The organism is Streptomyces sp. R-74717, assembly GCF_047305335.1.
Taxonomy (GTDB): Bacteria; Actinomycetota; Actinomycetes; order Streptomycetales; family Streptomycetaceae; genus Streptomyces; species Streptomyces atratus.
The window spans coordinates 1958908-1983598 of sequence record NZ_CP102361.1 but is presented as its reverse complement, the minus strand read 5'-3'; the positions used below and the strand labels follow the sequence as shown (position 1 = coordinate 1983598).

Below are 24691 nucleotides of genomic sequence, written 5' to 3'. Positions count from 1 at the left end.
GCTGACGTGCTGCTGCCGCGGCGTGCCGGCGCTCACGACACGAAGAATCCGTCGTCGGCCATGTCCGCCACGCTGAGGTCGAACGCTTTGCCGGTGGTGGCCAGGTCGTCGTCGGTGTGGGCGGTACTGAGCAGGAAGCTGTGCAGCTCCGGCATGTACACCCCGTGCCGGCGCATGTAGTACGCGAGCGCGATGGTGGCCTTGAAGTTGCTGCCTGCCATCCGGTCCCGGTAGACGCCCGCCGACCGGTGGCTGAAGTTGAGCGAGAAGATCGACCCGCGGGCGTTGATGCGACAGGGGATGCCGCGTTTCCCAGTGCTTTCCATGAGTTCGGCGCGCAGCCGCTGCGTCTTCGCCTCCAACTCCTCGTACAGGTGCTGGTTGGCACGCAGGTGGGTGAGGACCGCGGTGCCCGCCCGGCAGGTCATGGAGTTCCCGCTCAGCGTGCCGCCGGCGAACGCCTTCTGCTCGTAGTCCAGGAACGGGTCCTCGGAACTGCGGCACATCTCGACCAGCCGGGCCCGTCCCACCACCGCACCGCAGGGCAGACCACCACCGATGATCTTGCCCAGGCAGGTGAGGTCCGGTTCGATCCCGGCCAGTGTCTGAGCCCCGCCGTACGCCACCCGGAAGCCCGTGACGACCTCGTCGAAGACCAGCGGGACACCCGACTCGGTGCACAGCTTCCGCAGGGCGGCCAGGAACTCCTGGTCGAAGGTGGTCGTCGAGGTCGGCATCGGCTCGACGATGACGCAGGCGAGGTCGTCCAGACGCTCACGGAGTCGTTCGAGGCCGCCGATGTCCCCGTACTGGAGCACCAGCGTGTTCCGCACGACGTCCTCGTTCGAACCGAGGGTGCCCGCGATCGGCTCCGGCGCGTGCTTGTCCCCGGTGAAGCGGAACCACGAACTGACCATGCCCTGGTCGGAGAACCCGTGGTAGTGGCCCTCGAACTTCACCACCGTCTTGCGCCTGCGGTACGCCCGGCACAGACGGATCGCCAGCAGGACGGACTCGGTGCCGGAGTTGCACAGCAACGCCCGTTCCGCGGAGGGGAAGGCCTCGACGAGCGTCTCGGCCAGTTCGACCTCGGGCGCGTGGCCGATGCCGTTGAGCATGCCGGCCGCGATGCCTGAGCTGATCGCCTCGTTCACCACCGGGTGGGAGTAGCCCAGGATGTGCGGCCCGTACCCGCCGGAGAGGTCCACGTACTCGTTGCCGTCGAGGTCGCGGACCCGTCCGCCCTGCGCGTCCTTGACGAAGATGGGGTACGTGCTGGGGAAGAAGTAGCGGTGGATGTGGGTGGGCGCGACGAGCGAGAGGTTTGCCCGGTCACGCATCTCCAGCGAGCTCGGGATCTGGTTCTTGAACTGCTCGTCGAATCGCTCGCGGACCTCCTTGCTCATGTAGGGGGAGTAGCGGTCCGTGAACTTGCGGGCGTTGTCCCAGATGTTGATGTCCGGGTCGAGTTGGGTGGCGAACCCCTCGCAGGAGAGGAAGACGAGCTCGACCTTGGTGAAACTGGTGGTGTACCGGGCACCGTACTTGCGCAGGATGTTGCTGACGTCCCGGAAGTAGCTGATCGTCGACCAGCGGTTCGAGACGGTGTCGAAGTGGTGCTCCAGCGCCGCCTCAAGCTCCTCCCGGTACTCGTCCCAGCGCTCATGAAGCTTCTCGGTGCCGGTGACGAAGTGGGCGGTGAAGCGCTCCACCGCGATGTCCCAATCCTTGCGAGTGCACGCGTAGTAGAAGGACGAAAGGCCCCATTTCTCGTCCTCGCTGAGCTCGACCGTGATCCCGAAGTCGAGCAGGATCAGCTCACCCTCCTCGGAGAAGAGGATGTTGCCCGGGTGAGGGTCGCCATGGGACAGGCCGTGCATGTAGAGCATGGTGTAGATCGTGTCCTGCAGGCGCCGGGCCAGCTGCGCGGCCGGCAACCGCACCCGGTGAGCGTCATTCCCGCGGATGCCGTCCATGAACTCCATGGTGAGCATGCGGGGCGTGACGAGGTCCGATATCACGCGCGGCACCCGCACGTAGGGGTGGCCCTGGAAGTTGCGGTGGACCGCCTTCTGCCGGGCCGCCTCCTGGAGCATGTCGGCCTGCGAGCGGAACAGGTTCGCCACCTCGGCGAAACGCCGGGCGCCGTCGGAGTCGGCGACGGTCGGGACCATCTTCTCGGCCAGGCGCACCCCCCTGGCTATCATGCGCAGGTTCTGGTCTATGTGCTCGGGCACTCCGTCCTTCACCAGCTTCACGGCGACCCTCTGGCCGTCCAGCAGCCGGGCCCGGTGGACCTGGGCGACCGAGCCGCTGGCCACCGGTTCGAGGTCGAACTCGCGGAAGACACTGTTCATCGGAGCGCGCAGCTCCCGCTCGACGACGGCACGTGTGGTGGCCGCGTCCATGTGGGGAGCGTCGTCCTGGAGCATGCGCAGGGTCTGCACCCACTCGCCGGGCACCAGGTCGGACCTGGTGGCAAGCAGTTGGCCCATCTTCATGTAGATCGGGCCGGCCTGGACGAGACAGTCCAGCAGCCGCTCGGCCTCCTGGGTCCTGAGGTCCTCGCGCGGGTTCCGCAGACGCGACACGGAGTATCCGAAGAGGTGGCCCAGCGCATTGGTGACTGGTTTCATCGGGAGAGTGGCCATGGTGTTCTCCGTCCTCCTGGTCAGTACACGAACGAGAACGCGCTGAAGGACATGCCCGCGCTGCCGAGCCAGCCGATCGCGCGGTCACCGCGCTTCAGGCGTCCTTCGCTCACCGCGGTCGCGATGGCCGTCGGCACCGAGGCCGAGACAATGTTTCCGGTGTTCTGGAAGACGTGGAAGATCTTGTCGCCCAGGCCCACGCCGTCGGCCATCTCCTGCCAGAACCGCTTCGAGGAGGCATGCGTGAACACGGCGGTCGCCTCCTCCTTCGGGGCGTCGAGCCGCTTGAAGACCTCCGTGGCCTCGACCTGGGCGGCCTCGTGCAGTTCGAAACCGAACGAGGTGAAGCGGTGGACGCCGTTCCTGGCAGTCTTCTCCGACGGCCGGCTGAAGTCCGCATAGCCGTCCAAGGGGATGTTGCACAGGTCGGCGAGATCGGGCCGCGAGGAGAATTCGAAGGACCACGGTTCGTGCCCGTCCGCCGTCAGGATGGTCGCGGAGGCGGCCTCGCCGAGAGTGAATGCCGGAAAGCTCCAGGTGATCGCGTCGGCGTTGGGCAGCGCGAACACACCCGGGTAGACCGGCCCGGTCGGACGCATGTTGAACTCGGCGTTGACGACCATCGCGGTGCGGCACGCACCCGAGGCGAACAGGCCCTCGACGATCTGCAGTGCTCTGGTCCAGCTCATGCACGCGTCGAGGACGTCGAAGCACTGGGCGCGCTTGATGCCGAGCGCCGCGGCGGCGTGGTACGACCCGCCCGGTTCGAGGAAGCCCCTGCCGATGCCGGTGTAGATGACGACGTCGATGCTTTCCCGCGTCACTTTGGCCTCGTCGAGCGCCTCCTCGGCCGCGCGGGCCAGCAGGTCGATGGGGCGCTCCCCGTCGTCGGCCCAGACACGGCAGTCGGATCCGGAGTACGCGAGCCAGAAGCTGATCTTCCGAAGGGCCTCTTCGATGTCGCCCTCGAAGACGTCGGCGCTGTGCTCGCGGACGAGGTCGAGGACGTCGTCGTTGGTGACGCGGCGCGACGGCAGGGCGGCGGATACGGCGGCGATCCTCATCGGCCCGCCCCTGCGGTGGAGTCGGCGGCGGGGCTGGTCAGACGTTCCACGACGAGTGTGACCAGTTCGTCGATCGATCCCGACTCCCACATCCACTCGGGAGGCAGCCGCGTTCCGGTCCAGTCCTCCAGACTCTGGTGCAGTTCCAGCGTGTGCAACGAGGAGAGTCCGTAGGCGGACAGGGGTTCTTGGGCGTCCACATTCCTCATGCCTTCCAGCACCCTTTCTGTGATCCAGCTCTCGATGTGTGCACGGCAGCCCTGGTGGAGCGACTGGGCCGCGGAGGTGAAGGCCGGCCGCGCGGCCGGACCGGGCGTCTCGTCGGGACCGGCCGAGCCGGCGTCAAGACGGGCACGGACGACGAGGCGTCCCGCAAGGAAATCGGCCTTGCAACGGGTCCGCTGGATCTTGCCGCTCGTGGTCACGGGGACCGTTCCGGTCTCGGCGACCACGACCGTGGCGGTGAACTCGTGGGTGCGCCAGACGGCTTCGCGGACGGCGAGGGCGACCTCCTCGGGGGAGCTCTTGTCGCCTCGGGCGCATTCGGCGACCACGACGACGCTCTCCCGGACCCCCTCGGTGACACCGAAGGCCGCAGTGCGGCCGCGCCGGACGGCGGAGTGGCTCTCCTCGACGGTCCGTTCGATGTCCTGGGGATAGTGATTGACCCCGTTGATGATCACGACGTCCTTGATCCGTCCGCAGATGTAGAGCTGCCCGTCGTGCACGAACCCCAGATCTCCCGTCCTGAGGTGGGCGCCGGTGTCCTCGCCCCTGACGCGTACGTCGAAGGTCTCCGTGCTCTCCTGGGGGCAACCCCAGTAGCCACGGGAGACGATGGGGCCGGTCACCCAGATCTCTCCGGCGTGGTCGTCGGGAAGGCGCTGCCCCGTCTTCGGGTCGACGACGGCGACGCGGGTGTCGGCCACGGTCGTGCCACACGCGACGAGCGGACGCACGGCCTTGTCGGCGGGCAGTTCCACCACTGGGCTGCCGGGGGTGACGGCGCCAAAGGTGCCCCAGACCAGCGGCTCGTCCGGCATCGTGTTCGTGACCTTCAAAGTGGCTTCGGCGAGACCGTAGGAGGGACACAGGACACCGGGCCGGAGGCCGTGTTCGGTAAACGTCTCCTCGAAGCGCCGCAGCGTGTCTAACTGCACGGGCTCCGCGCCGTTGCCGGCCGTGACCAGTGAGCTCAGGTCCAGCCCGGCTCGCTGGTCCTCGGTGGTGCCTTCGACGCAGAGGTCGTAGGCGAAGTTCGGGGCGCCCGTGTGGGTGCCGCGGTACTGCGAGATCGCCCGCAGCCAGCGGACGGGCCTGCGGATGAACGTGGTCGGCGCCATCAGCACGCACTGGGCGCCCGCGAAGACCGGCAGCATGATCGAGCCGATCTGGCCGTAGTCGTGGAAGTGCGGAAGCCACGAGACCCACCGGCTTTCGCTGTCGACCTTCCAGGAGAGCGCTGCCTCGGCGCACTGCCGGACCGCGTTGGTGTGGTCGACGATCACGCCCTTGGGGGCGGATGTGGAGCCGGAGGTGTACTGCAGATAGGCGATCGTGTCCGGGGCGATGCCGTCGGGGTCCAGCGGGGAGATATCGTCCAGCGGCACATCCGTGGCCAGCCAGGGCAGGTTCGCCGACCGTGTGTCCTCGCCGAAGAGCGACTTCTGCTTCGTCCCCCGCTCCGTGGTCAGTACGGCGGTGGCCGCACAGTCCCGCGCGATCGCCTCGACCGTCGAAACGGTGCGTTGCTGCGGGACGTACAACGGAACGCCGATGATCCGTGCGTACAGGCAGGCGTAGAACGCTACGGCGTAGTCGAGGCCGGCCGGGTGGAGCAGCAGAACACGGTCTCCGGGGGAGACCGTCCGAGCCAGCCGGGCGGCCAGCCGGCCGGCACGGTCGTGCAGCTCTCTGTAGGTCAGCGTGCCCACTACATCGAGATCGCCCTCAAGGAATGTGAATGCTAAACCATGCGGGTCGTCCTGGGAACGTTTCTGCAGTATCTGGACGAAATCGGTTTCCAGCGCGGGTTCCACGGGGTGCTACCTCATTCTGACGGTGACAAGTAGACATGCCTGCCGGCTGCGACCGTTGGTATATCGAAGGCATTTGATGATTCGCCGGTGGAGTGGGAAGGAAAGCGGTCCGCCTCCCGCGGAGGCGCCGCTGCGGTGCGCTTCGATCAACGAGCCTGCCACCGCCCGGCGCGTACGGGCAATGACAGCAGTCCGAAAGATCTCCGTGTGATCTTCGCAATGCGGGAAGACGCTCCGCTGAAACGTCAGCGGGCTGAATTATTGAGGAACAGTTCCCGCGCGCTGTGCCTCCGGCGGTTCCCCGACCCCCTTCCCGGCGCGCATTCAAGCACCCGCTTTTCCTGTACTGGGAAAGACGGATCGGGCGTTTTCCGATTCCTGACCTTGTGCGCCCGCGCCTGCCGGTGACAGGCTCCTTGTGCCCTGGGAGCGGTCATATATCCCCGGGCCTGTTTCAGGAAGCTGCCGCGGCTTCCGTCGGCCGTGGAGCCGAAACAGTGCCGGACGGGCGCACGACGCTCGTCCGGCGCCAAACGGCCCGGGCGGGCCGTCCCCTGCCACGACATCGTCCCTGATCCACCGTCAGCGGAGCAGCACCGGCCCTGGCCGATTCGTCACCCGATCCTCAGGACCACGGAGTCAACTGGTATGACGTACCGATCCCCTCGTGCTGCGGTTCTCACCGGCCTCGGATCCTGGCTGCCGCCCGACACGGTGACCAACGCGGACCTGGAGGCCACCCTCGACACCAGCGAAGAATGGATCCGCAGCCGTACCGGCATCGCGAGCCGCCGCCGCGTCTCGCCAGGCATGTCGACCTCGGACCTCGCGGTGGAGGCGGGCCGGCGGGCGCTGAAGTCCTCCGGCTCCGGTCAGGCCGACGCCGTGGTGCTGGCCACCAGCACGCCCGACGAGCTGTGCCCAGCCACGGCGCCGGACGTCGCCTCCCGGCTCGGCCTGACGGGCGTGGCCGCCTTCGACGTCTCCGCCGTCTGCGCGGGCTTCGTCTACGGGCTGGCCAGCGCAGCGGGCCTCGTCGCCACCGGCGTCGCCGACCGCGTCCTGCTCATCGGGGCCGAGGCGTTCACCACCCTCATCGATCCCGCCGACCGCACCACCGCCGCCATTTTCGGCGACGGCGCGGGAGCCGTCGTACTACGCGCAGGCGATCGGGACGAGCCCGGCGCGCTCATCTCCCTCGTGCTCGGCAGCGACGGCGGCGGGAACGCCCTCCTGAACGTGCCCGCGGGCGGCGCGCGCCGGCGCGTCCCGACCGAGGACCACTCCCGGTATCTCCGGATGCAGGGGCGCGAGATCTTCCGCTTCGCTGTCAGACACATGACGTCCGCCTGCCGCACGGCCGCTGAGCAGGCGGACTGGCGGCTCTCCGACATCGACCGCCTGGTGGCCCACCAGGCCAACGCACGCATCAGCAACGCGCTCGGCGACGCACTGGGCGTCTCGCATGAGGCCCGCGCCTCGAACATCGAGCTCGTGGGCAACACGGCCTCGGCCTCGGTACCACTGCTGCTCGACCAGGACAACGCTTCCGGTGCACTGACCGAGGGCCAGCGGGTGCTGCTCACCGCGTTCGGCGGCGGACTTGCCTGGGGCGCTGCCACCCTCGTCTGGCCGTCGCTCACCAGCGTTCCCTGAACCGGCGACCTCCGCCCCACGGTCACGGCAGCACGCCCCGCTCTGGATTTCCAGCCCGCCCGGTCCCACCCGGGTTCCCCGACACCACGTGCAAGGAGCTGACATGAACGGCTACGACACGCTCAAGAAGATCATGATCGAGGACCTGAAGATCTCCTCAGATCTCGTGAGTCCGCAAGCCTCCCTGGAAGATGTGGAGTTCGATTCCCTCACCCTGGTGGAGCTGACCGTAATCCTGGAGCGAGACCTCGGCGTGGACATCCAGGACCAGGAGTTGCGCGACGCGGCCACCCTGGCCGGCATGGGCCGTCTGGTGGAGGACCGGGTCACCCAGGGCCAGGCATGACGGTCCGCACCGACATCGCGGTCACCGGCCTCGGGCTCGTCACGCCGGCCGGAGTCGGAGTGAAGCGCAACTGGTCCGAGGTGTGCGAGGCCCGGGGCACAGCGGCGGCTCTCGACCCCGAACTGGAGGGCATGCCGGTTCCCGTGGCCTGCCGCGTCCCGGACTTCGACGCCGACGTGCTGCTGGGTGGGCGGCGGGCACACCGCCTTGACCGCTTCGTCCAGTTCGCGCTGGTCGCGGCAGGTGAGGCCCTGGCCGACTCCGGCCTGAACCCCGCCACCTGGGACGGTGCGCGGGTGGGGGTCGTGCTGGGCAACGCAGGAGCCGGCCTCCACACGTACGAGGCACAGCACCGCGTGATGCTCGACCAGAAACCCCAGCGCGTGACACCCCTGCTGCTCGCCATGTATCTGCCCAACATGCTGGCGGGGCAGGTGGCGATCGAGATCGGCGCCACGGGCCCGAACCTGGTGGTGGCCACGGCGTGCGCCTCCGGGACCACGGCCATAGCCACAGCCTGCGACCTGCTGGCCCTCGGGCGCTGCGACGTCGTCCTCACCGGCGGCAGCGAGGCGATGGTCACCCCGCTGGCCATGTCCGGATTCGCGAACATGGGGGCCCTCTCCAAACGCAGCGAGGCCCCGGAGGGAGCCTCCCGGCCCTTCGACGCCGACCGCGACGGATTCGTCGCCGGTGAAGGGGCGGGACTGCTTGTCCTGGAGCGCGCTCCGGAGGCCCGCGCCCGCGGAGCGCGGATCCGGGCCCGGATCGTCGGGCACGGCTCGACCGCCGACGCCCACCACATCACCGCACCGCCCCCGGACGGCCGCGGGCTGGAGCAGGCCATGCGGCTGGCGCTCGCCGACGCCGGCGCCGCCCCGCAGGACGTGTCCTACGTCAACGCGCACGGCACCTCGACTCCGCTGAACGACCTGGCGGAGGCCAGGACACTGCACCGGGTGGTGCCCGGCGGCCCGCTGGTCAGTTCCACCAAGGGCGTCACCGGGCATCTTCTCGGGGCAGCCGGGGCGATCGAGGCCGCCTACACCGTGCTCGCCGTCGAAAACGGTCTGGTGCCGCCCACGGCCAACCTCCTCACACAGGACCCGGAGATCGACCTCAACCTGGCGCGAACCCCGACCTCCCATGACATCGGATTGGCGCTCAGCAACTCGATGGGCTTCGGCGGCCAGAACGCGGTCCTGGCGCTGAGCCGGGCGTGACGTGACCGCGTCAGCGGTGTCTGCGTACGGGCGCCTTCGTCAGGGCGGCGCGCGTCTTACGCCGCGTCGACCGCACCCAGGTCCACCTGCCCGCCGCGATGAGCCTCGCCCTGACGGGGGCAGAGGACCCTTCACCCGAGAGGTAATTCCATGACACGACCGGTCGCCTTCCCGCAGGACCGCACCTGCCCCTACCAGCCGCCCGCCGGCTACGCACCGCTGTCCCGCCCGCTCTCCCGGATCACCCTCTTCGACGGCAGCGAGGCCTGGGCCGTCACCGGTCATGCCACGGCCCGTGAACTCCTCGTCGACCAGAGGCTGTCATCCCGCAGCGACTGTCCGGGCTTCCCGATTCCCAGCGCTCGCCTCGTCGGATTCCGCGAGCGCAGCGCCGCCCTGGTCGGCCTGGACGACCCGGAGCACAATACCCAGCGACGGATGCTGATCCCGAGCTTCTCCTTCAAACGCACCGCCGCCCTGCGGCCACGGATCCAGGAGACGGCCGACCGCCTCCTGGACGCCATGGAGACGCAGGGCACGTCCGCCGAACTGGTGAGCTCCTTCGCGCTGCCCATGACGTCCATGGTGATCTGCGCGCTGCTCGGCGTCCCGTACGCCGACCACGACTTCTTCGAGATCCAGTCGCGTCGGCTGCTGCGCGGCCCCGAGGTCACCGACGCCGAGGATGCGCGCTTCCAACTGGAGCACTACCTGGGCAACTTGATCGACCGCAAACAGAAGGAACCCGGCGACGGCGACGGTCTCCTCGACGAACTGGTCCACAACCAGCTGCTCAAGGGCCGGACGGACCGGACCGAACTGGTCGCGCTCGCCCTGGTCCTGCTGGTCGCCGGGCACGAGACGACGGCGAACATGATCTCGCTCGGCACCTTCACCTTGCTGCGCCACCCCGAGCAACTGGCCGAACTGCGAGCCGATCCCGCTCTGGTGCCCGCCGCCGTGGAGGAGCTGCTGCGGTTCCTGTCCGTCTCCGACTGGCTGCTGCGGGTAGCAACCGAGGACATCGAGATCGCCGGTACGACGATTCGGGCCGGCGACGGTGTCGTCTTCTCGACCTCCGTCATCAACCGGGACGCCGGCTGGGTGTCCGACCCGGACACACTCGACTGGCATCGCTCGGCCGGCCACCACGTGGCCTTCGGATTCGGCATCCACCAGTGCCTTGGCCAGAACCTGGCCCGCACCGAGATAGAGATCGCTCTGCGCAGCCTCTTCACCCGCTTCCCCGGACTGCGCCTGGCCGTGCCGGCCGACGAGATTTCCTGCAATCCCGGCGACACGATTCAGGGGATGCTCGAACTTCCCGTCGCCTGGGAGTAAAGGGCTTGCTTTGCACATCGGTGCCGGCCAGTGCGTGCTGACCGCACGGAACGTGTTCACCTGCGACGACAACGGCCTCAGCGAAATCCTGCTTCGGTAGGACCAGATATAGGTAAAGGAAAATCGGCAACGTGACACAAAACGACTTTGCCCAGCGGAGCTACGTTCATGGACACGCACCTGCGGAGCAGCAGCGTCTCATAGACCAGGCCGAATTGTGGCAGGACAGACTGATCCTGGACGGTACGGCTCTCGTTTCCGGTACTCGTCTGCTGGAGGTGGGCTGCGGGGTCGGCGCGGTACTGGGAACCTTGGGCAACTCGTTTCCCGATGTGCGGTTTTCCGGCGTGGACATCGAACCCGCCCAGATCGGTTTCGCCCGTAAGCATCTCGCGGATCGCGGGGTGGTTGCCGATCTCCAAGTGGCCGATGCCCGGGAGCTTCCTTACGACACAGCATCGTTCGACCATGTGTGGATGATGTGGGTGCTGGAACACATGACGGAAGACGACGCGAAGGCGGTGCTGCGCGAGGCGCGACGGGTACTCAGCCCGGGAGGGAGGATTACCTGCATCGAGCTCGACTACGCAACGATCAAGGTGGGTCTGCCGACTCCTGGCCTGGATGCACTGATGACGACATTGGTGCAGGCGATGCGAGCATTCGGCCAGAGCGACGCCGGAACCCAGCTGTGGGGATGGCTGGACGAGACGGGTTTTTCTCAGATAGACCCCGGTGAGCGGCTGTTCTCATTCCGCGGAGCAGAGGCGGTGCCGTTGGCTCGTTATTTGGCCGATTCGGTGGAAGGCGCGATGACCGCAATCATGTCACTTCCTGGTATCGCTGAAGAGGAGACCCTGCGACAGGGGCTGACCGAACTGCGCGCCTTCGGCGCCGATTCATGGCTGCGATGCGTGACCCACAAGGCCCAGGCGCTGGTCTGACGCAGTGACAGGGCGGCTGGCGCTCCCCCGTGGCACCGATCGCTTCCCAGGAGTGGGTCCGCTCAGGCGGGCGGGGCGCCCGGACGACGAGGCCGGTCTTGTCGAGCCACCGCCACGGCCTGGGCGTGGCCGTCCAGGTCCAGCTTGGTCGCGGTCCGGTTCAGGTGGGTCTTCACGGTCGCCCCGTCCCCCTCGCCCCAGAGGAGCAGTGCAGAGAAGAAGTGATCAAGAACTGAGGCCGAGGCCATGACTGAGGTCCTGGCAGTGCAAGGTTGATGTCGGATTTTCGCCAGCCTCCAGGTGCCCCGTGGCCGATGCTTGAGTCATGCACACCGACACCGAGCGCTGCGTGCGGGCCGTCCAGTCCAAGGACTCCCGCTTCGACGGCTGGTTCTTCACGGCGGTCCTGACCACCCGGATCTACTGCCGCCCCAGCTGTCCCGTCGTGCCGCCCAAGGTCGAGAACATGACCTTCTACCCCAGCGCCGCCGCCTGCCAGCAGGCCGGATTCCGGGCCTGCAAGCGGTGCCGCCCCGACACGAGCCCCGGCTCCCCGGAGTGGAACGCCCGTGCCGACTCCGTCGCCCGTGCGATGCGACTGATCCGGGACGGTGTCGTCGACCGCGAAGGCGTCCCCGGCCTTGCTGCCCGGCTGGGCTACTCCGCCCGGCAGATCGAGCGCCAGCTGCTCGCCGAGCTGGGCGCCGGCCCGCTGGCCCTGGCCCGTGCGCAGCGCGCCCAGACCGCGCGGCTGCTCATCGAGACGACCGGGCTCCCCATGGCCGAGGTCGCGTTCGCAGCCGGGTTCTCCTCGATCCGTTCCTTCAACGACACCGTCCGTGAGGTCTTCGCGCTGGCCCCGGGCGAGCTGCGCAGCCGCGCCGCCCGGTCCGCGACACCGTCGCCCATTCCGGGCGTGATAGCCCTGCGGCTGCCGTACCGGGCCCCGCTCAACCCCACCAACCTCTTCGGCCACCTGGCCGCGACCGCGGTCCCCGGCGTCGAGGAGTGGCGCGACGGCGCCTACCGCCGCACGCTCACCCTCCGGTACGGACACGGCATCGTCGCCCTCACCCCGCACCCCGACCACATCGCCTGCCGGCTCTCCCTCACCGATCCGCGCGATCTCACCCTCGCGATCAGCCGCTGCCGCTGGCTGCTCGACCTGGACGCCGACCCCGTGGCCGTCGACGACCAGCTGCGCGCCGATCCACTGCTCGCCCCCCTGGTCGACAAGGCACCGGGCCGACGGGTGCCGCGTACCGTCGACGGTGCGGAATTCGCCGTACGGGCCGTGCTCGGCCAGCAGGTCTCGACCGCGGCCGCCCGCACCCACGCGGCCCGCCTGGTCACCGCCCACGGCCTCCCCGTCGACGACCCGGAGGGCGGCCTCACCCATCTCTTCCCGACCCCCGGGTCCCTTGCCGCGCTCGACCCCGAACAGCTCGCCCTGCCGCGCAGCCGCCGCACCACCCTCACCACACTCGTCGGCGCACTCGCCGACGGCACACTGCGACTCGGCACCGACACCGACTGGGAGAAGGCGCGGGCCGAGCTGACCGCCCTGCCCGGCTTCGGCCCCTGGACCGTCGAGGTGATCACGATGCGGGCGCTCGGAGACCCGGACGCGTTCCTCCCCACCGACCTCGGCATCCGGCGCGCGGCCGGGCAACTGGGCCTCCCGTCGACACCGGCAGCGCTCACCGCCCGCGCGGCGGCCTGGCGGCCCTGGCGGGCGTACGCGGTCCAGTACCTTTGGACCGTGGACGATCACCCCATCAACCACCTGCCCGCATGAGCAAGTTGGGAATTTCACTCATGACCGCGACGCATATGCGTGACGTGACCCGGCAGCACACGGTCGTCGACAGCCCGTACGGTCCGCTCACTCTCGTCGCCACCGACGGAGTCCTCGCAGGCCTCTATATGACGGACCAGCGGCACCGTCCGCCCGAGGAGACCTTCGGCGACCGGGACCCGCACCCCTTCGCAGAGGCGATCCGTCAGCTCGACGCCTACTTCGCCGGTGAACTGCGCGAGTTCGACCTCCCGCTGCATCTGGACGGCACCCCGTTCCAGCGCAGCGTCTGGGCGCGGCTCCAGCTGATTCCGTACGGCGAGACCCGCTCGTACGGCGAACTGGCCGAGCTCCTCGGCAAACCGGGCGCCTCACGCGCGGTGGGCCTCGCCAACGGCAGGAATCCGGTGGGCATCATCGTCCCCTGCCACCGTGTCATCGGCGCCTCCGGCAGCCTCACCGGCTACGGCGGCGGGCTCGACCGCAAGCAGCGGCTGCTGGCCTTCGAGAACGGTACGCAGGACGACACCCCGGCACTCTTCTGACGCCGCCCGTGGGAAGAACGCGAGGAGACGGGCTCGGAAGACCTGGTCCGAGCCCGTCCGGAAACCACGTACGAAAGAGCCGAAGCAGCGCCGTAGCGGCGCAGGCGTCAGCCGGTGAAGATCTCCACGAGGGTCCAGATCGCCAGCCCCAGCATGCAGAGCCCGCCGATCCGCTGAACCGTCTTGAGGGGCACCCGCTTCGCGATGAACCGCCCCGCGAGGAGCGCCAGCGCCGAGACGGACATCAGGGCGGCCGCGGACCCGATCGCCGTGGACCAGGTGCCGTTGCTCGCGGCCAGATTGGCCGTGGTGATCTGGGTGAGGTCGCCCCACTCGCTGATGAAGACCGCCATGAACGCGGTCGAGTAGACCGGCCAGAAGCCGGTCACCGTCTTGGTGCCGCCCTCCTCCTCGTCATCGCCGCCGCCGTTGCGCAGCAGCATGAACGCCCCGAACGCGAAGAGGGACGCCGAGACGAGCTTGACGATCCAGTCGGGCAGCAGCCCGATCAGGCTGCCTGCCCCGACGGCGATGGCGACGTGCACGATGAACGCGGACGACGTACCGAACCAGACATACAGCGGTCGCATACGGGTGCCCATGGCAAGCGACGCGAACATCGTCTTGTCGGGGAGTTCCGCGAGGAAGATCAGCCCGAAGGCGGTGAGGATCGCCAGGGGGTCGAGGTGCATTCCGGGTGGCTTTCTGTAAGAGCCGGTCCCCGGGCCTTCGCGAAGCGCCATTCGGGCTTTTCGGAGGACCACTCGGCCCGGCATGACGTCAGCGCCCACGGGGCGCGGGCGCGTCATACCTGACCGAAGGTCTCGCCCGCCCGTAAGGATCTACGGGCCCGGCCACCGGGAACCCGAGGGATCCAGTGTGTCGACGACCGGTTTGCGGGGCTACTCCCCTTCGCAGCCATCCACTCTACCTCACCGGCCGGCGGGGTAGAGCGGGTGTTCGACCCGGCAGCAGGGATCGGTAGAGTCGCACGGTGATCATCCGCGCAGGCACCGGAGGCGTCCCCGCATGAGCCGCCGCACCCGCGAGGCCGACCCCGCCCAGGGCACGCCCCGCCCCACCGTCAGCGTCTGCCGCGGCTGCTGCTGCGGGACACCGAAGATCCCGGACGTCGACCACGCCGGTCAGCTCGCCGAGCTGCGCCGCTCGCTCGGTGAGGCCGCCACGGTCCGTGCCGTCGAGTGCCTGGACGCCTGCGAGCAGGCCAACGTCATCGTCGTACAGCCTTCCGCGGAGGGACGCAGGGCGGGCGGCCGCCCGGTCTGGCTCGGGCTGGTCAACGACCCGGACGCCGTGACGGACATCGCCGCCTGGGCCGAGGCGGGCGGCCCGGGGCTGGCGGACCCGCCCGAGATCCTCGGCCTGTACACGTTCCGCCCCTCGCGCCGCATACAGCAGGGACTCGATCACTAGGGCCTTTCGCTCGGATCAGGCCGTGTCCACCGCCCCGTCGGGTACCGACCACTCAGCCCCTGGAGCCCGTACCCGCGTCCGGGCCCGCGGCCAGTCGCTTCAGCAGTGCGGGAAGCGCCGTGCCGATGGGCTCGCGGATGGTCTCGTCGGCCAGTTCGTCGTACGGTGTGGGCTCCGCGTTCACCACGATCAGCCGCGCCCCGTTGTCCACCGCGATCCCGGCCAGCGAGGCGGCGGGCTGCACCTGCAGCGTCGTACCGACCGCGATGAACACCTCGCAGGCCTTGGCGATCGACATCGCCTCGCCCAGCACCACCGGATCGAGCCGCTCGCCGAACATGACCGTCGCCGATTTCAGGATGCCGCCGCAGACGCTGCACGGCGGGTCGGCCTCGCCCGCCTCCACCCGGGCCAGCGCCTCGGCCATCGGGGAGCGGGCATGGCAGCGGGTGCAGACCGTCTCGCGCGCTGTCCCGTGCAGTTCGAGTACCTTGCGGGCGGTCAGGCCGGCGAGCTGATGCAGACCGTCGACGTTCTGAGTGATCACCCGCACCGCGGCGCCGGACCGCTCCAGCTCCGCCACAGCCCGGTGGGCCGCATTCGGCTCCGCGCCCCAGGTCGCGCTGGTGCGGCGCATCTGCCAGGAGCGGCGGCGGATCTCCGGATCGGCCATGTAGAAGTCGTACGTGACAAGCTTCTCGGCCTCCGGATCCTTGCGCCAAAGCCCATGGGGCCCGCGGTAGTCGGGGATGCCGGAGTCCGTGGAGATACCGGCGCCGCTGAGGATCGCGACGAGAGTCATGGCACGAGCGTACGCATCGCCGACCGTCTCCCGCGAGGTCATTTCACCCGGTGCGGTGGTCCCGGCCCATGGCCGAGGCCACCGCAGGTCCCGATGCGGAACTCGTGGTGGAAGTGACGGTGCTCGCGGGCGACGGCAGCCCGCAGGACACCGTCGAACTCGTCGTGCGCGACTACGTCGCGCGAGGCCACCGCACCGGAGCGCGGACTGCCGCGCGCGGTGGACGTCAAGCCGCAGGACCAACAGGGCTGAACGGTGACGGGGTCCGGCCTGTCCAGGTGTTCAGCACGGCGCGGGCTGTCTGCTTGGTGACGCCGCCGTCCTGGACCGTGCCGCTCCGAGCGACATAGAACCGCCCGTCGTCGAGCGAGATCAGCCCGTACTGCCCGTACTGTCCCGGCACCGGCCACCCGTACGTGCCGGTCGCCGCATCGTGTGCCCCCTCGCGCAGCAGAGGGAGCAGCAGACCGTGCTCCGGCTTCTGCTGACCGAGGACGGGGCCGCGTACCGGCTTCCTCGCACCGTCCAGTGCGAAGACCGAGTAGTTGGGGAAGCCCGGCTTGGTGCCCTTGTAGACGGCCATCAGCCAGTTGCCGCTGTAGCCGTCGTACTCCAGGTTCTGCACGCCGTACGTGGTGTTTCCGGTGTACGCGAAGAACTTTCCGTCGACGTGTGCCGGGCCGCTGGTGTGCGGGGCGGACTCGGTCAGCGGGCGCTCGTACTTCTTCCACCGTGTGACGTCGTACTGGAGCAGCACCTGGTGGTCGTTGTCCGTGCGGCCCGTGTTGGCGTACACGCCGTACGCGACCGTCAGCTTCTGCCCCCCGCGCTTGCCGCGACGGTCGCCGAACGCCGGGCCGAACGCGACGCCGTCGATGCCGCTGCAGCCGTAGCGGTGATCGGCGTATTGGCCGTGTCGCCGTCGAAGACGCCGTCGCCGTTCATATCGGCGGTGAAGTCCTTCACCACCTCCCTGAGATAGACGGTCGACACGACACCCGTGGACTGGGCGTCCATGCCCATCCGGGTGATGCGGTCGACGTCGAGGATCGCGATGTAGAAGGACTTCGCCTCCTTGTACTCCAGCGAGCCGTAGACCCTGCCGTCCTTCTCGTTGAAGTCCAGATCGCCGAGATGGCCGGTGAATCCGGTGACCGAGCCGACCGGGTTGCCCTTGAGGTCGGTCTTGACCAGCAGGTTGGTCATCGAGAAGTACATGAAGCCCTTGCGGCGGTCGATGGCCATGCCCTGGACATGCCCCGACTGCCACGCGCCGCCGTCGACCGACAGCGGCACCTTGCGGTGTGCGGCCGGGGCCGACGCCGGCTCCGCGGTCGCGGTCGACGCCGTGGCGACAACTGCCGTACAGGCGAACGCTGCGACGATCGTGGCCAGCAGCCCGCCGAGGTGTCCCGTGTGCGTACGCATGATCCCTCCGCTGTCGTGGAGTTCGGATGATGCCGGTCGAGCGTGCACTGCGGACAACCGACACATGAACTCGGGTGTCCGGCAGCTGCCGACCGGACTATCAGCCGACGACCTGTCAAGACAACGGGACGCAACGGAAATACGGGCCATACGGGACGGGGGGTGTGCGACGGGAGCGGGCGCGTACGTCAGCCGGCCACCGGGCGGCCGTCCTCCAGCTCCACTGCACCGCTGCTGGAATCGAGCACATCCAGTGCCGCCCTCAGGCGCAGCGCGAGACCGCCGTGCAGATAGCGGTCGAGGTCGTCGCGCTCGACCAGTTCCCAGGACAGGAGTTCCTCCTCCTGCAGCCGGATCGCCTTCAGCTCCGCCTCGTCCAGCACTCCGCCGTCGTACAGATACGCGGCGATCGGTGGCCGCTTCGGGCCGCGTGCCCAGTCGATCGCGAGCAGCCGTCCCGGCTCCAGATCGAGACCGATCTCCTCGGCCGTCTCGCGTCGCGCGGCCTGCCGAGGACTCTCGCCCTCGTCCGACTCGACTGTTCCGCCGGGCAGCGCCCAGCCGTCCCGGTAGTTCGGCTCGACGAGCAGCACTCGCCCGCGGACGTCCCGGAACACGGTGGCCGCGGCAGCGAGAACCCGGGGGAGTCCCGCGATGTAGGTGGCGTAATCAGTGGTGGTCACGCGGGCAGCGTAGTAGGGGCGGAGCCGGTGCGAGGACGGCTCTGGGCAGCAGGTATCCGCTGCGGATAGGGTCAGGGGCGGCGCGACTGCCTGTTCGAAAGCAAGGGATTCAAGGTGGCGGACGGAGCAGTGATGGAGACCGCACGCGTGCTCGTCGCGGCGGACAAGTTCAAGGGATCGCTCACGGCCGTACAGGTCGCGGAGCGGGTGACGGCCGGGCTGCGGCGCGTCGTCCCCGGGGTGCAGGTCGAGACCCTGCCCGTGGCGGACGGCGGCGACGGCACGGTGGCGGCGGCGGTGGCCGCCGGGTTCGAGCGCCGCGAGGTGCGGGTGACGGGGCCGCTCGGGGAACCGGTGACCGCGGCGTACGCGCTGCGCGACACCACGGCGGTGGTGGAGATGGCCGAGGCCTCGGGCCTCCAACACCTCCCCGCAGGGGTGTTCGCCCCGCTCACGGCCACGACATACGGCTCCGGCGAACTGTTGGCCGCGGCGCTCGACGCGGGTGCCCGGACGATCGTGTTCGGCGTCGGCGGCAGCGCGACCACGGACGGCGGCGCGGGCATGCTGGCCGCGCTCGGAGCCCGTTTCCTGGACGCGGACGGAAAGCCCGTCGGCCCCGGGGGCGGCGGCCTCGCCGACCTGGCCGAGGCGGACCTGTCCGGCCTCGACCCGCGAATGGCCGATGTGGACCTGATCCTCGCCAGCGACGTGGACAACCCGCTGACGGGCCCGAAGGGCGCGCCCGAGGTCTACGGCCGGCAGAAGGGCGCGACCGAGGACGACATCGCGACCCTCGACGCCGCGCTCGCCCACTACGCGTCCGTCCTGGGCCCGGACCACGCCGGGCTGCCCGGAGCAGGCGCCGCGGGCGGCATCGGCTACGGGGCGCTGGTCGCTCTCGGCGCCCGGTTCCGTCCCGGCATCGAGGTCATGCTCGACGTCCTCGGCTTCGCCCCCGCGCTGGCATGCGCCACGCTGGTGATCACCGGGGAGGGTTCGCTCGACGAGCAGACCCTCCACGGCAAGGCCCCGGCAGGTGTGGCCGCGGCAGCCCGTGCCGCGGGCGTCGAGGTCGTGGCGGTCTGCGGCCGCCTCGCCCTGCGGCCGGAGGCCCTGGCCGGCGCGGGCATCAGCCGCGCGTACGCCCTCACGGACCTGGAACCGGACCCCGCGGTCTCCATGGCTCAGGCAGGACCACTACTGGAACGGGCGTCCGAGGCGATCGCGCGCGACTTCCTGCTGTAGTCCGCCCCGGTTCCGGGAAGGGTGGGCAGGGGACAGCCCCTTCCCGGAACCGCACCCCCACCTCACCCTCCGCGTCACCCCACAGAGGGCGCCGCCCCCTGACCGTCGGTCGTGTCCGCGTCGGGACGGTCCTCGTCGGCGAGCAGCTCCGCCAGACACCGCAGCTCCGCCGGCAGATCACGACGCCACGCCATCGTCACGAACGGCGCAAGAATGATCATGCCGCCGTCCAGATGGGGCTTGACCGAAACGGTGACCATCGTTCCCTGCCGGCTCGGACTCAGCCGGAACTCGAGTTCCGGGGAGTGGCGGCCCAGCGGGGTCCACATACGCGCACCGCGGAAGGCCAAATACTCGACAGGTGTACTCGCGGTGCACGTGAGGCGATGCATCCGTCGCCTGCCCGGGAACTTGCAGGTGTACTCGTCGCCGAGTTCCGTGGTGATCGGGCCCTCGATCACCTGATCTATGCTCGACGACCACACGGCCAGATTCCGCGGATCCCGGAGAAACGAGAAGATCTCGTCGGCGGGTCGGGACACATGGACGTTCGCAGACACATGGGGCATGGCTCCACCTCTTATGGCGCCCGTCCGCCGAGTTTTCGCGTCCGGTTGCCCTCGTTGCGGTGCCGTTCGCCCATCAGCTTGCTTCGGATCGCAGGTCCCCGCACTCTTCGCACGGCCGATGGAGTGAATCAGGTGTCCTGCTGCGACACCTTCTCGGTGAGTTGCACACAGAGTCGCTTGATCTCCTGGTATGTGCGGTTCCGTTCGGTGACGACCGCCGCGAGGAGCAGAGCTGTGAGTGAGGTGGCTCCGTTGAATGCCTGGAGCGTGATCATGTTGGTGAGGAGACCGTGGTGGGCGAAGGGGCCTGTCATCCGTCCGGCGGCGAGGATCGCGAAGATGGACACGCCCAGTGCGCAGCACGCGGCGCCGGCCCGCTCGAAGCGGAAGGCGGCCCAGATGAGGAACGGGAACACGAGGAAGAGCAGGGAAGCGTTGGGGGTGTCGGTCGCCAGGACGGTGACGGTCACCGTGCACGCCACCAGCGCGGTGGCCTCGGCCCACCTGGGCAGGCCGACGCCGTGCGGCCATCGGGCCCTTCGGACGACGAGCAGGAACGGCGTGACGACCATGACGCCCATGGCGTCGCCCGTCCACCAGACCGACCAGGTCGGCCGGAAGTCACCGGCCGGGAGCGCCCCCGACAGGACCAGGATGCCGGTGCCCACGGTCGCGCTGATCAGCATGCCGCACAGTGCGCCGAGGAAGACCAGCGCCAGCGCGTCCCGCAGGCGGTCGAGGGCGTTGTGGAAGCCGGCACGGCGCAGCATCAGGTAGGAGCAGATCGGGGCGAGGGTGTTTCCGGCGGCGATGAACAGGACGGGCACGACGGAAGGCCCGATGAAAATGTTGACGACGAGGGCGCCGAGCGCGATTCCCGGCCAGATCCGCATACCGAACACGAGCAGCGCTGCGACCGCGATTCCGGTCGGGGGCCACAGCGGCGTGACCTGGCCGCGCACCACCTCCTGGAGCAGCCCCAGACGGGCCGTCGCGAAGTAGCAGACGGCCACCGCCAGGAGCGTCAGGACCGTGACCGTGTGCTGCCGGAGCTGTGAGCTGTCCACCACCACAGCATCAGACACCACGTCGAGGCGGCCCGGCCGGTCAGGCACGCCGACGCCACACCGATGAAGTGGACGAATGAGGTACGTCCCTGCCGGGCAGCCCGGGTTGCCCGCCGTGGCCGACGAACGAGGACGTCCCGCTAGCCGCCGCCCCGCACACCGTCGTAGCGGACGACGATGACAGCGGCGTCGTCCTCATGACCGGTCAGGTCCGCCACCTCGATCACTCGCGAGGCCAGCTCGCCGGGATCGGCCCCGTCCGCCGTACCGACCAGCGCGGACACCGCAGCCAGCCCCTCGTCCATCGGGTAGGCCGGTCCTTCCACAACCCCGTCGGTCACCATGACCAGATACCCGGGCTGCTTCAGCCGCCGACGGGTCACGGGGTACTGCTGGCCGGGGAGTATCCCCAGGGGCACCCCGCCGGCGTCCAGGGAGATGCCCGAGTCGCCGCCGTCGCTGCCCCAGACGATCGGGACATGCCCGGCCCGGGCGACGCAGAACTCACCGCTCTCCGGGACGATGCTCAGCAGGCAGCAGGTCGTGAACAGGTCACCGCCCAGTGAGATCAGCAGATCATTGGCGCGGGCCAGCACCTTCCCCGGGTCGACCGTGACGCTGGCGAGGGCCCTGAGACTGGCACGGGCCTCACCCATGAAGGCGGCGGCCTCCACCCCGTGACCCTGCACATCACCGATGGCGATCTCCGCCACTCCGTCCCTCATGGAGAACGCGTCGTAGAAGTCGCCACCGACAGCCAGACCGTTTTGCGACGGCGAGTACCGGGCCGCGATCCGGATGCCCGGAAATTCCGGAAGCTCGGCCGGGAGCATGTGCCGCTGCAGCGCCATGCCCAGCTCCGCCCGGGCTCGCTGCAGCCTGATGTTCTCCAACGCCTGATCGACCAGATGCCCAAGGGTGACCAGGAGCTCCTGGGTGCTGTCCGGTGCGCTGCGGTGTCGGTGCATGACGTCCCCGGGCGTTGTCGGTGCGCCTCTGTTGAAACCTTAGCCCTCCTGCCGTCACATGCAGGAGGGCGCGGTTGGACACGGTCGAAGCCCCACGGCGGTCCGGGCTCGGGGCTGTGGCCGTTTGCTCGCACATGGACAACGTGCCGGTTGCCTCTCCGGCTCCGCCGCCGCACGCTGGATGGGTGGATGTCTCCGCGTCCGTCCCGGCTGAGCAGAGCGGCTGGGCCGTCCGGGCACCCGGTCCGATCGGCACCGGGCCCTTGGCACGCGTGCACCGCACGATGCCTGCTCCCGGTCCCGGGGAGCTTCTGCTGAGCGTGGAAGCGTGCGGCGTCTGCCGCACGGATCTCCATCTGGCCGAGGGCGATCTCCTGCCGCGCCGTCCCTCCACGGTCCCCGGTCATGAGATCGTCGGCCGGGTGGCGGCCGTCGGCGACGGGGCCGGCCTCTTCCGTATCGGCGACCGGGCGGGTGGAGCGTGGCTGCGCGGAACGTGCGGGAGCTGCCGGTACTGCCTGGGCGGCCGGGAGAACCTCTGCCCGCGGTCCACCTATACGGGATGGGACGCGGACGGCGGCTTCGCCGACACGGCGCTGGTTCCGGAGGCGTTCGCCTACCGGCTCCCGGAAGACCAGGACGCCGTCCGGCTCGCACCACTCCTCTGCGCGGGAATCATCGGATACCGGTCGCTGAGGCGCAGCGCGCTGCCGGAGGGCGGGCGGCTGGGAATCTACGGCTTCGGCGCGTCGGCCCATCTGGCTGCGCAGGTGGCCATCGCCGAGGGAGCCACCGTTCATGTGCTGACCCGCTCGGCACAGGCACGCGCGCTCGCTCTGGACCTCGGCGCCGCGTCGGCGGGCGGTGCCTACGACCGCCCACCGGAGCCCCTGGACTCGGCGATCCTGTTCGCACCCGTCGGCGACCTGGTGCCGGTGGCGATGGAGGCGCTGGACAGGTCAGGCACGCTCGCCATCGCCGGAATCCATCTGTCGGACATTCCCGTGCTGAACTACCAGCGACATCTGTTCCAGGAACGCAATCTGCGCAGCGTCACCTCCAACACCCGCGAGGACGGCCGCGATTTCCTCGCTCTGGCCGGGCGCGTGGGCATCCGGGTCACGGTGAGTGCCTACCCGCTCAGCAGGGCCGACCAGGCACTGGCCGATCTGGCGGCCGACCGGGTGAACGGGGCCGCCGTGCTCGTACCCGGCTGAGAGCCGGGCGGTGCGCAGCGGGCGGCAGCACCGGGACACGTGCGTCAGCGGGTCCGCGCACCGGCACACGCAGAGGGCCCCGGGTGCTGGGGAACACCCGGGGCCCTCTTACGTATCCGCTGTACCGCTACGGCAGCTGCGCCGCCCGTGCCTCACGCCGGTTGTCGCGGAAGGTGTTCACCCGCCGTGCCGTCGCGAAGAGCGGGATGACCGCTCCCAGGACCACCTGCAGCGCACAGCCGGTCTGGAGAAGCAGCTGACCGCCGGGGGCGTCGAACGCCCACGCGGCGAGGAGCCCCATCGCGGCCACGATCCAGCTGAGCATCGCCACCGCGAGGACGCCCCGCGGTTTCGGGTACTCGACCCGGCTGACCATCAGCCACGCCACTCCGACGATCGCGAGCAGCGTCAGTGGGAAGGGCAGCTCCAGCAGCACGATCGAGACGACCGTGAGCGCTCCGAAGGGGCTCGGCATGCCCTGGAACATGCCGTCCTTCATGGTCACGCAGGAGAATCTGGCAAGTCTGAGCACCACAGCCAGCAGCACCACGATCGCCGCCAGTGCCGAAACCCGCTGGTGTGCGTCGTCCGCGACCATGCCGTACACGAGGACGAAGTACGCCGGGGCGAGTCCGAAGCTGATCAGGTCCGAGAGGTTGTCCAGCTCGGCACCCATCGGCGAGGAGCGCAGCTTGCGTGCCACCAGCCCGTCGAAGAGGTCGAACACCGCGGCCATGAGCATGAGGATCACGGCGGTGGCCGCGGAATGCCGGGCCATTCCGCTCTCGTCGCTGCCCGTGAGGTGCGGGATGAGGATTCCGGTGGTGGTGAAGTACACCGCCATGAAACCGCACGTCGCGTTGCCGAGAGTCAGGGTGTCCGCTATCGACAGCCGCAGAGAGAGCGGCATGTCCTCGCCGGCGTCCTCCTCGGACTCCGCCTCCGGCACCCAGCCTGCTTGCGTGTCAGGATCAATCACGGTCAATTCGAGTCACCCCCGCGGTGGTGGCCTGGCCGACCTCGACCGCGACATCGATACCTTCCGGAAGGTAGATGTCGACCCGGGAGCCGAAACGGATCAGGCCGATGCGCTCGCCCTGTTCCACCTTCGTGCCCTGCGGGATATAAGGGACGATGCGACGGGCGACCGCACCCGCGATCTGCACCATCTCGATGTCACCGAGCTCGGTGTCGAAGTGCCAGACAACGCGCTCGTTGTTCTCGCTCTCCTTGTTGAACGCCGGAACGAACCCACCGGGGATGTGCTCGACCGAAGTCACAGTGCCGGCCAGGGGCGCACGGTTGACATGGACATTCAGCGGGCTCATGAAGATCGCAACGCGGGTGCGCCCGTCCTTCCACGGCATGATGCTCTGCACCACACCGTCGGCCGGCGAAATGACCCGACCCTGGGTGATCTCACGCTCGGGGTCGCGGAAGAACCACAGCATGCCCGCCGCGAGCGCGGTGGTGGGCACGGCCACCGCGGCCCAGCGTCCGGACTTGCGGGCCCGGGTGAGGCTGAGTGCCGCGGTGGCGACGGTCGGGAGGAGCCACGGCGAAGCTCCGCGCGCAAGGCGGACTCCGCCGCGTGGTGCAGAGGTTTGGCTGTCGGGCATGGATGACCTTCGTAGCGGATGATGCCGCGCTGGCAACGGGGGACGGCGG

Annotated in this window: 24 protein-coding genes and 1 pseudogene; 11 read left to right on the top strand and 14 right to left on the bottom strand. The window is 69.2% G+C overall.

Features of this window, described 5'->3' with window-relative positions; translation table 11 throughout:
* Positions 1–32: 32 nt before the first annotated feature.
* From NRF20_RS08905 to NRF20_RS08895, 3 genes are read right to left on the bottom strand one after another with little or no spacing between them, the layout of a single operon-like run.
* Complete coding sequence (locus NRF20_RS08905; protein WP_398633409.1) at positions 33–2651, bottom strand: aminotransferase class III-fold pyridoxal phosphate-dependent enzyme; 2619 nt, start codon at positions 2649–2651, stop codon at positions 33–35.
* A gap of 20 nt (positions 2652–2671) precedes the next feature.
* Entirely contained in the window at positions 2672–3715 is a 1044-nt protein-coding gene (locus NRF20_RS08900) for a 3-oxoacyl-[acyl-carrier-protein] synthase III C-terminal domain-containing protein (RefSeq protein WP_398633410.1), read from the bottom strand.
* A complete protein-coding gene (locus NRF20_RS08895; RefSeq protein ID WP_398633411.1) occupies positions 3712–5754 on the bottom strand; it encodes an AMP-binding protein in 2043 nt (680 codons plus the stop codon). The genes NRF20_RS08900 and NRF20_RS08895 overlap by 4 nt, the downstream gene beginning before the upstream one ends.
* Before the next feature lie 648 nt (positions 5755–6402).
* On the opposite strand from NRF20_RS08895, the gene NRF20_RS08890 reads away from it, so the two are divergent.
* From NRF20_RS08890 to NRF20_RS08870, 5 genes are all read left to right on the top strand, one after another.
* The gene (locus tag NRF20_RS08890) at positions 6403–7410 is read left to right on the top strand and encodes a beta-ketoacyl-ACP synthase III (RefSeq protein ID WP_398633412.1); all 1008 of its coding nucleotides are present in this window, start codon (positions 6403–6405) and stop codon (positions 7408–7410) included.
* Between the two features lie 103 nt (positions 7411–7513).
* Positions 7514–7756: an acyl carrier protein gene (locus NRF20_RS08885; protein ID WP_398633413.1), complete on the top strand. Its 243-nt coding sequence runs from the start codon at positions 7514–7516 to the stop codon at positions 7754–7756.
* Complete coding sequence (locus NRF20_RS08880) at positions 7753–8979, top strand: beta-ketoacyl-[acyl-carrier-protein] synthase family protein (protein WP_398633414.1); 1227 nt, start codon at positions 7753–7755, stop codon at positions 8977–8979. The genes NRF20_RS08885 and NRF20_RS08880 overlap by 4 nt, the downstream gene beginning before the upstream one ends.
* Before the next feature lie 150 nt (positions 8980–9129).
* A complete protein-coding gene (locus NRF20_RS08875; protein ID WP_398633415.1) occupies positions 9130–10320 on the top strand; it encodes a cytochrome P450 in 1191 nt (396 codons plus the stop codon).
* Positions 10321–10451: 131 nt separating this feature from the next.
* Positions 10452–11264, top strand: coding sequence for a class I SAM-dependent methyltransferase (locus NRF20_RS08870; RefSeq protein ID WP_398633416.1), 813 nt, complete (start codon positions 10452–10454; stop codon positions 11262–11264).
* 62 nt (positions 11265–11326) lie between these two features.
* On the opposite strand, the gene NRF20_RS08865 is transcribed toward NRF20_RS08870, so the two are convergent.
* Entirely contained in the window at positions 11327–11512 is a 186-nt protein-coding gene (locus NRF20_RS08865) for a hypothetical protein (protein WP_398633417.1), read from the bottom strand.
* 77 nt (positions 11513–11589) lie between these two features.
* On the opposite strand from NRF20_RS08865, the gene NRF20_RS08860 reads away from it, so the two are divergent.
* Positions 11590–13062: an AlkA N-terminal domain-containing protein gene (locus NRF20_RS08860; RefSeq protein WP_398633418.1), complete on the top strand. Its 1473-nt coding sequence runs from the start codon at positions 11590–11592 to the stop codon at positions 13060–13062.
* 20 nt (positions 13063–13082) lie between these two features.
* On the top strand, positions 13083–13607 hold the full coding sequence (locus NRF20_RS08855; RefSeq protein WP_398633419.1) for a methylated-DNA--[protein]-cysteine S-methyltransferase: 525 nt from the start codon (positions 13083–13085) through the stop codon (positions 13605–13607).
* 107 nt (positions 13608–13714) lie between these two features.
* On the opposite strand, the gene NRF20_RS08850 is transcribed toward NRF20_RS08855, so the two are convergent.
* On the bottom strand, positions 13715–14299 hold the full coding sequence (locus NRF20_RS08850; RefSeq protein ID WP_114247589.1) for a TMEM165/GDT1 family protein: 585 nt from the start codon (positions 14297–14299) through the stop codon (positions 13715–13717).
* A gap of 337 nt (positions 14300–14636) precedes the next feature.
* On the opposite strand from NRF20_RS08850, the gene NRF20_RS08845 reads away from it, so the two are divergent.
* Complete coding sequence (locus NRF20_RS08845) at positions 14637–15041, top strand: (2Fe-2S) ferredoxin domain-containing protein (RefSeq protein WP_266356229.1); 405 nt, start codon at positions 14637–14639, stop codon at positions 15039–15041.
* 52 nt (positions 15042–15093) lie between these two features.
* On the opposite strand, the gene NRF20_RS08840 is transcribed toward NRF20_RS08845, so the two are convergent.
* Positions 15094–15843, bottom strand: coding sequence for an SIR2 family NAD-dependent protein deacylase (locus NRF20_RS08840; RefSeq protein WP_398633420.1), 750 nt, complete (start codon positions 15841–15843; stop codon positions 15094–15096).
* Positions 15844–15911: 68 nt separating this feature from the next.
* Between NRF20_RS08840 and NRF20_RS08835 the strand changes: the two are divergent.
* Positions 15912–16067, top strand: a pseudogene (locus NRF20_RS08835) (DUF2191 domain-containing protein); the annotation flags it as partial.
* A 2-nt stretch (positions 16068–16069) separates the two neighbouring features.
* Here NRF20_RS08835 and NRF20_RS08830 read toward each other — a convergent pair.
* The 3 genes from NRF20_RS08830 to NRF20_RS08820 form a co-directional block, all read right to left on the bottom strand.
* Positions 16070–16639: a hypothetical protein gene (locus tag NRF20_RS08830; protein ID WP_398633421.1), complete on the bottom strand. Its 570-nt coding sequence runs from the start codon at positions 16637–16639 to the stop codon at positions 16070–16072.
* A gap of 14 nt (positions 16640–16653) precedes the next feature.
* A complete protein-coding gene (locus NRF20_RS08825) occupies positions 16654–17271 on the bottom strand; it encodes a hypothetical protein (RefSeq protein WP_398633422.1) in 618 nt (205 codons plus the stop codon).
* Between the two features lie 188 nt (positions 17272–17459).
* Positions 17460–17954, bottom strand: a complete 495-nt coding sequence (locus tag NRF20_RS08820; protein WP_114247593.1) for an NUDIX domain-containing protein — start codon at positions 17952–17954, stop codon at positions 17460–17462.
* A gap of 132 nt (positions 17955–18086) precedes the next feature.
* On the opposite strand from NRF20_RS08820, the gene NRF20_RS08815 reads away from it, so the two are divergent.
* Positions 18087–19202 (top strand): glycerate kinase, encoded by a 1116-nt coding sequence (locus NRF20_RS08815; RefSeq protein WP_398633423.1) that lies wholly within the window; start codon positions 18087–18089, stop codon positions 19200–19202.
* A gap of 74 nt (positions 19203–19276) precedes the next feature.
* On the opposite strand, the gene NRF20_RS08810 is transcribed toward NRF20_RS08815, so the two are convergent.
* From NRF20_RS08810 to NRF20_RS08800, 3 genes are all read right to left on the bottom strand, one after another.
* On the bottom strand, positions 19277–19771 hold the full coding sequence (locus NRF20_RS08810) for an SRPBCC family protein (RefSeq protein WP_266356225.1): 495 nt from the start codon (positions 19769–19771) through the stop codon (positions 19277–19279).
* Positions 19772–19899: 128 nt separating this feature from the next.
* Positions 19900–20841 carry an MASE1 domain-containing protein gene (locus NRF20_RS08805; protein ID WP_398633451.1) on the bottom strand — a complete coding sequence of 314 codons (942 nt, stop codon included), beginning with the start codon at positions 20839–20841 and terminating at the stop codon, positions 19900–19902.
* 137 nt (positions 20842–20978) lie between these two features.
* Positions 20979–21806 carry a PP2C family protein-serine/threonine phosphatase gene (locus NRF20_RS08800; RefSeq protein WP_398633424.1) on the bottom strand — a complete coding sequence of 276 codons (828 nt, stop codon included), beginning with the start codon at positions 21804–21806 and terminating at the stop codon, positions 20979–20981.
* A gap of 185 nt (positions 21807–21991) precedes the next feature.
* Between NRF20_RS08800 and NRF20_RS08795 the strand changes: the two genes are divergently transcribed.
* Positions 21992–23023, top strand: a complete 1032-nt coding sequence (locus NRF20_RS08795) for a zinc-binding alcohol dehydrogenase family protein (RefSeq protein ID WP_398633425.1) — start codon at positions 21992–21994, stop codon at positions 23021–23023.
* Between the two features lie 127 nt (positions 23024–23150).
* Here NRF20_RS08795 and pssA read toward each other — a convergent pair whose 3' ends face one another.
* Complete coding sequence (pssA, locus tag NRF20_RS08790; protein WP_266365075.1) at positions 23151–23972, bottom strand: CDP-diacylglycerol--serine O-phosphatidyltransferase; 822 nt, start codon at positions 23970–23972, stop codon at positions 23151–23153.
* Positions 23973–23994: 22 nt separating this feature from the next.
* Positions 23995–24642 carry a phosphatidylserine decarboxylase gene (locus NRF20_RS08785; RefSeq protein WP_093894850.1) on the bottom strand — a complete coding sequence of 216 codons (648 nt, stop codon included), beginning with the start codon at positions 24640–24642 and terminating at the stop codon, positions 23995–23997.
* Between the last annotated feature and the right edge of the window lie 49 nt (positions 24643–24691).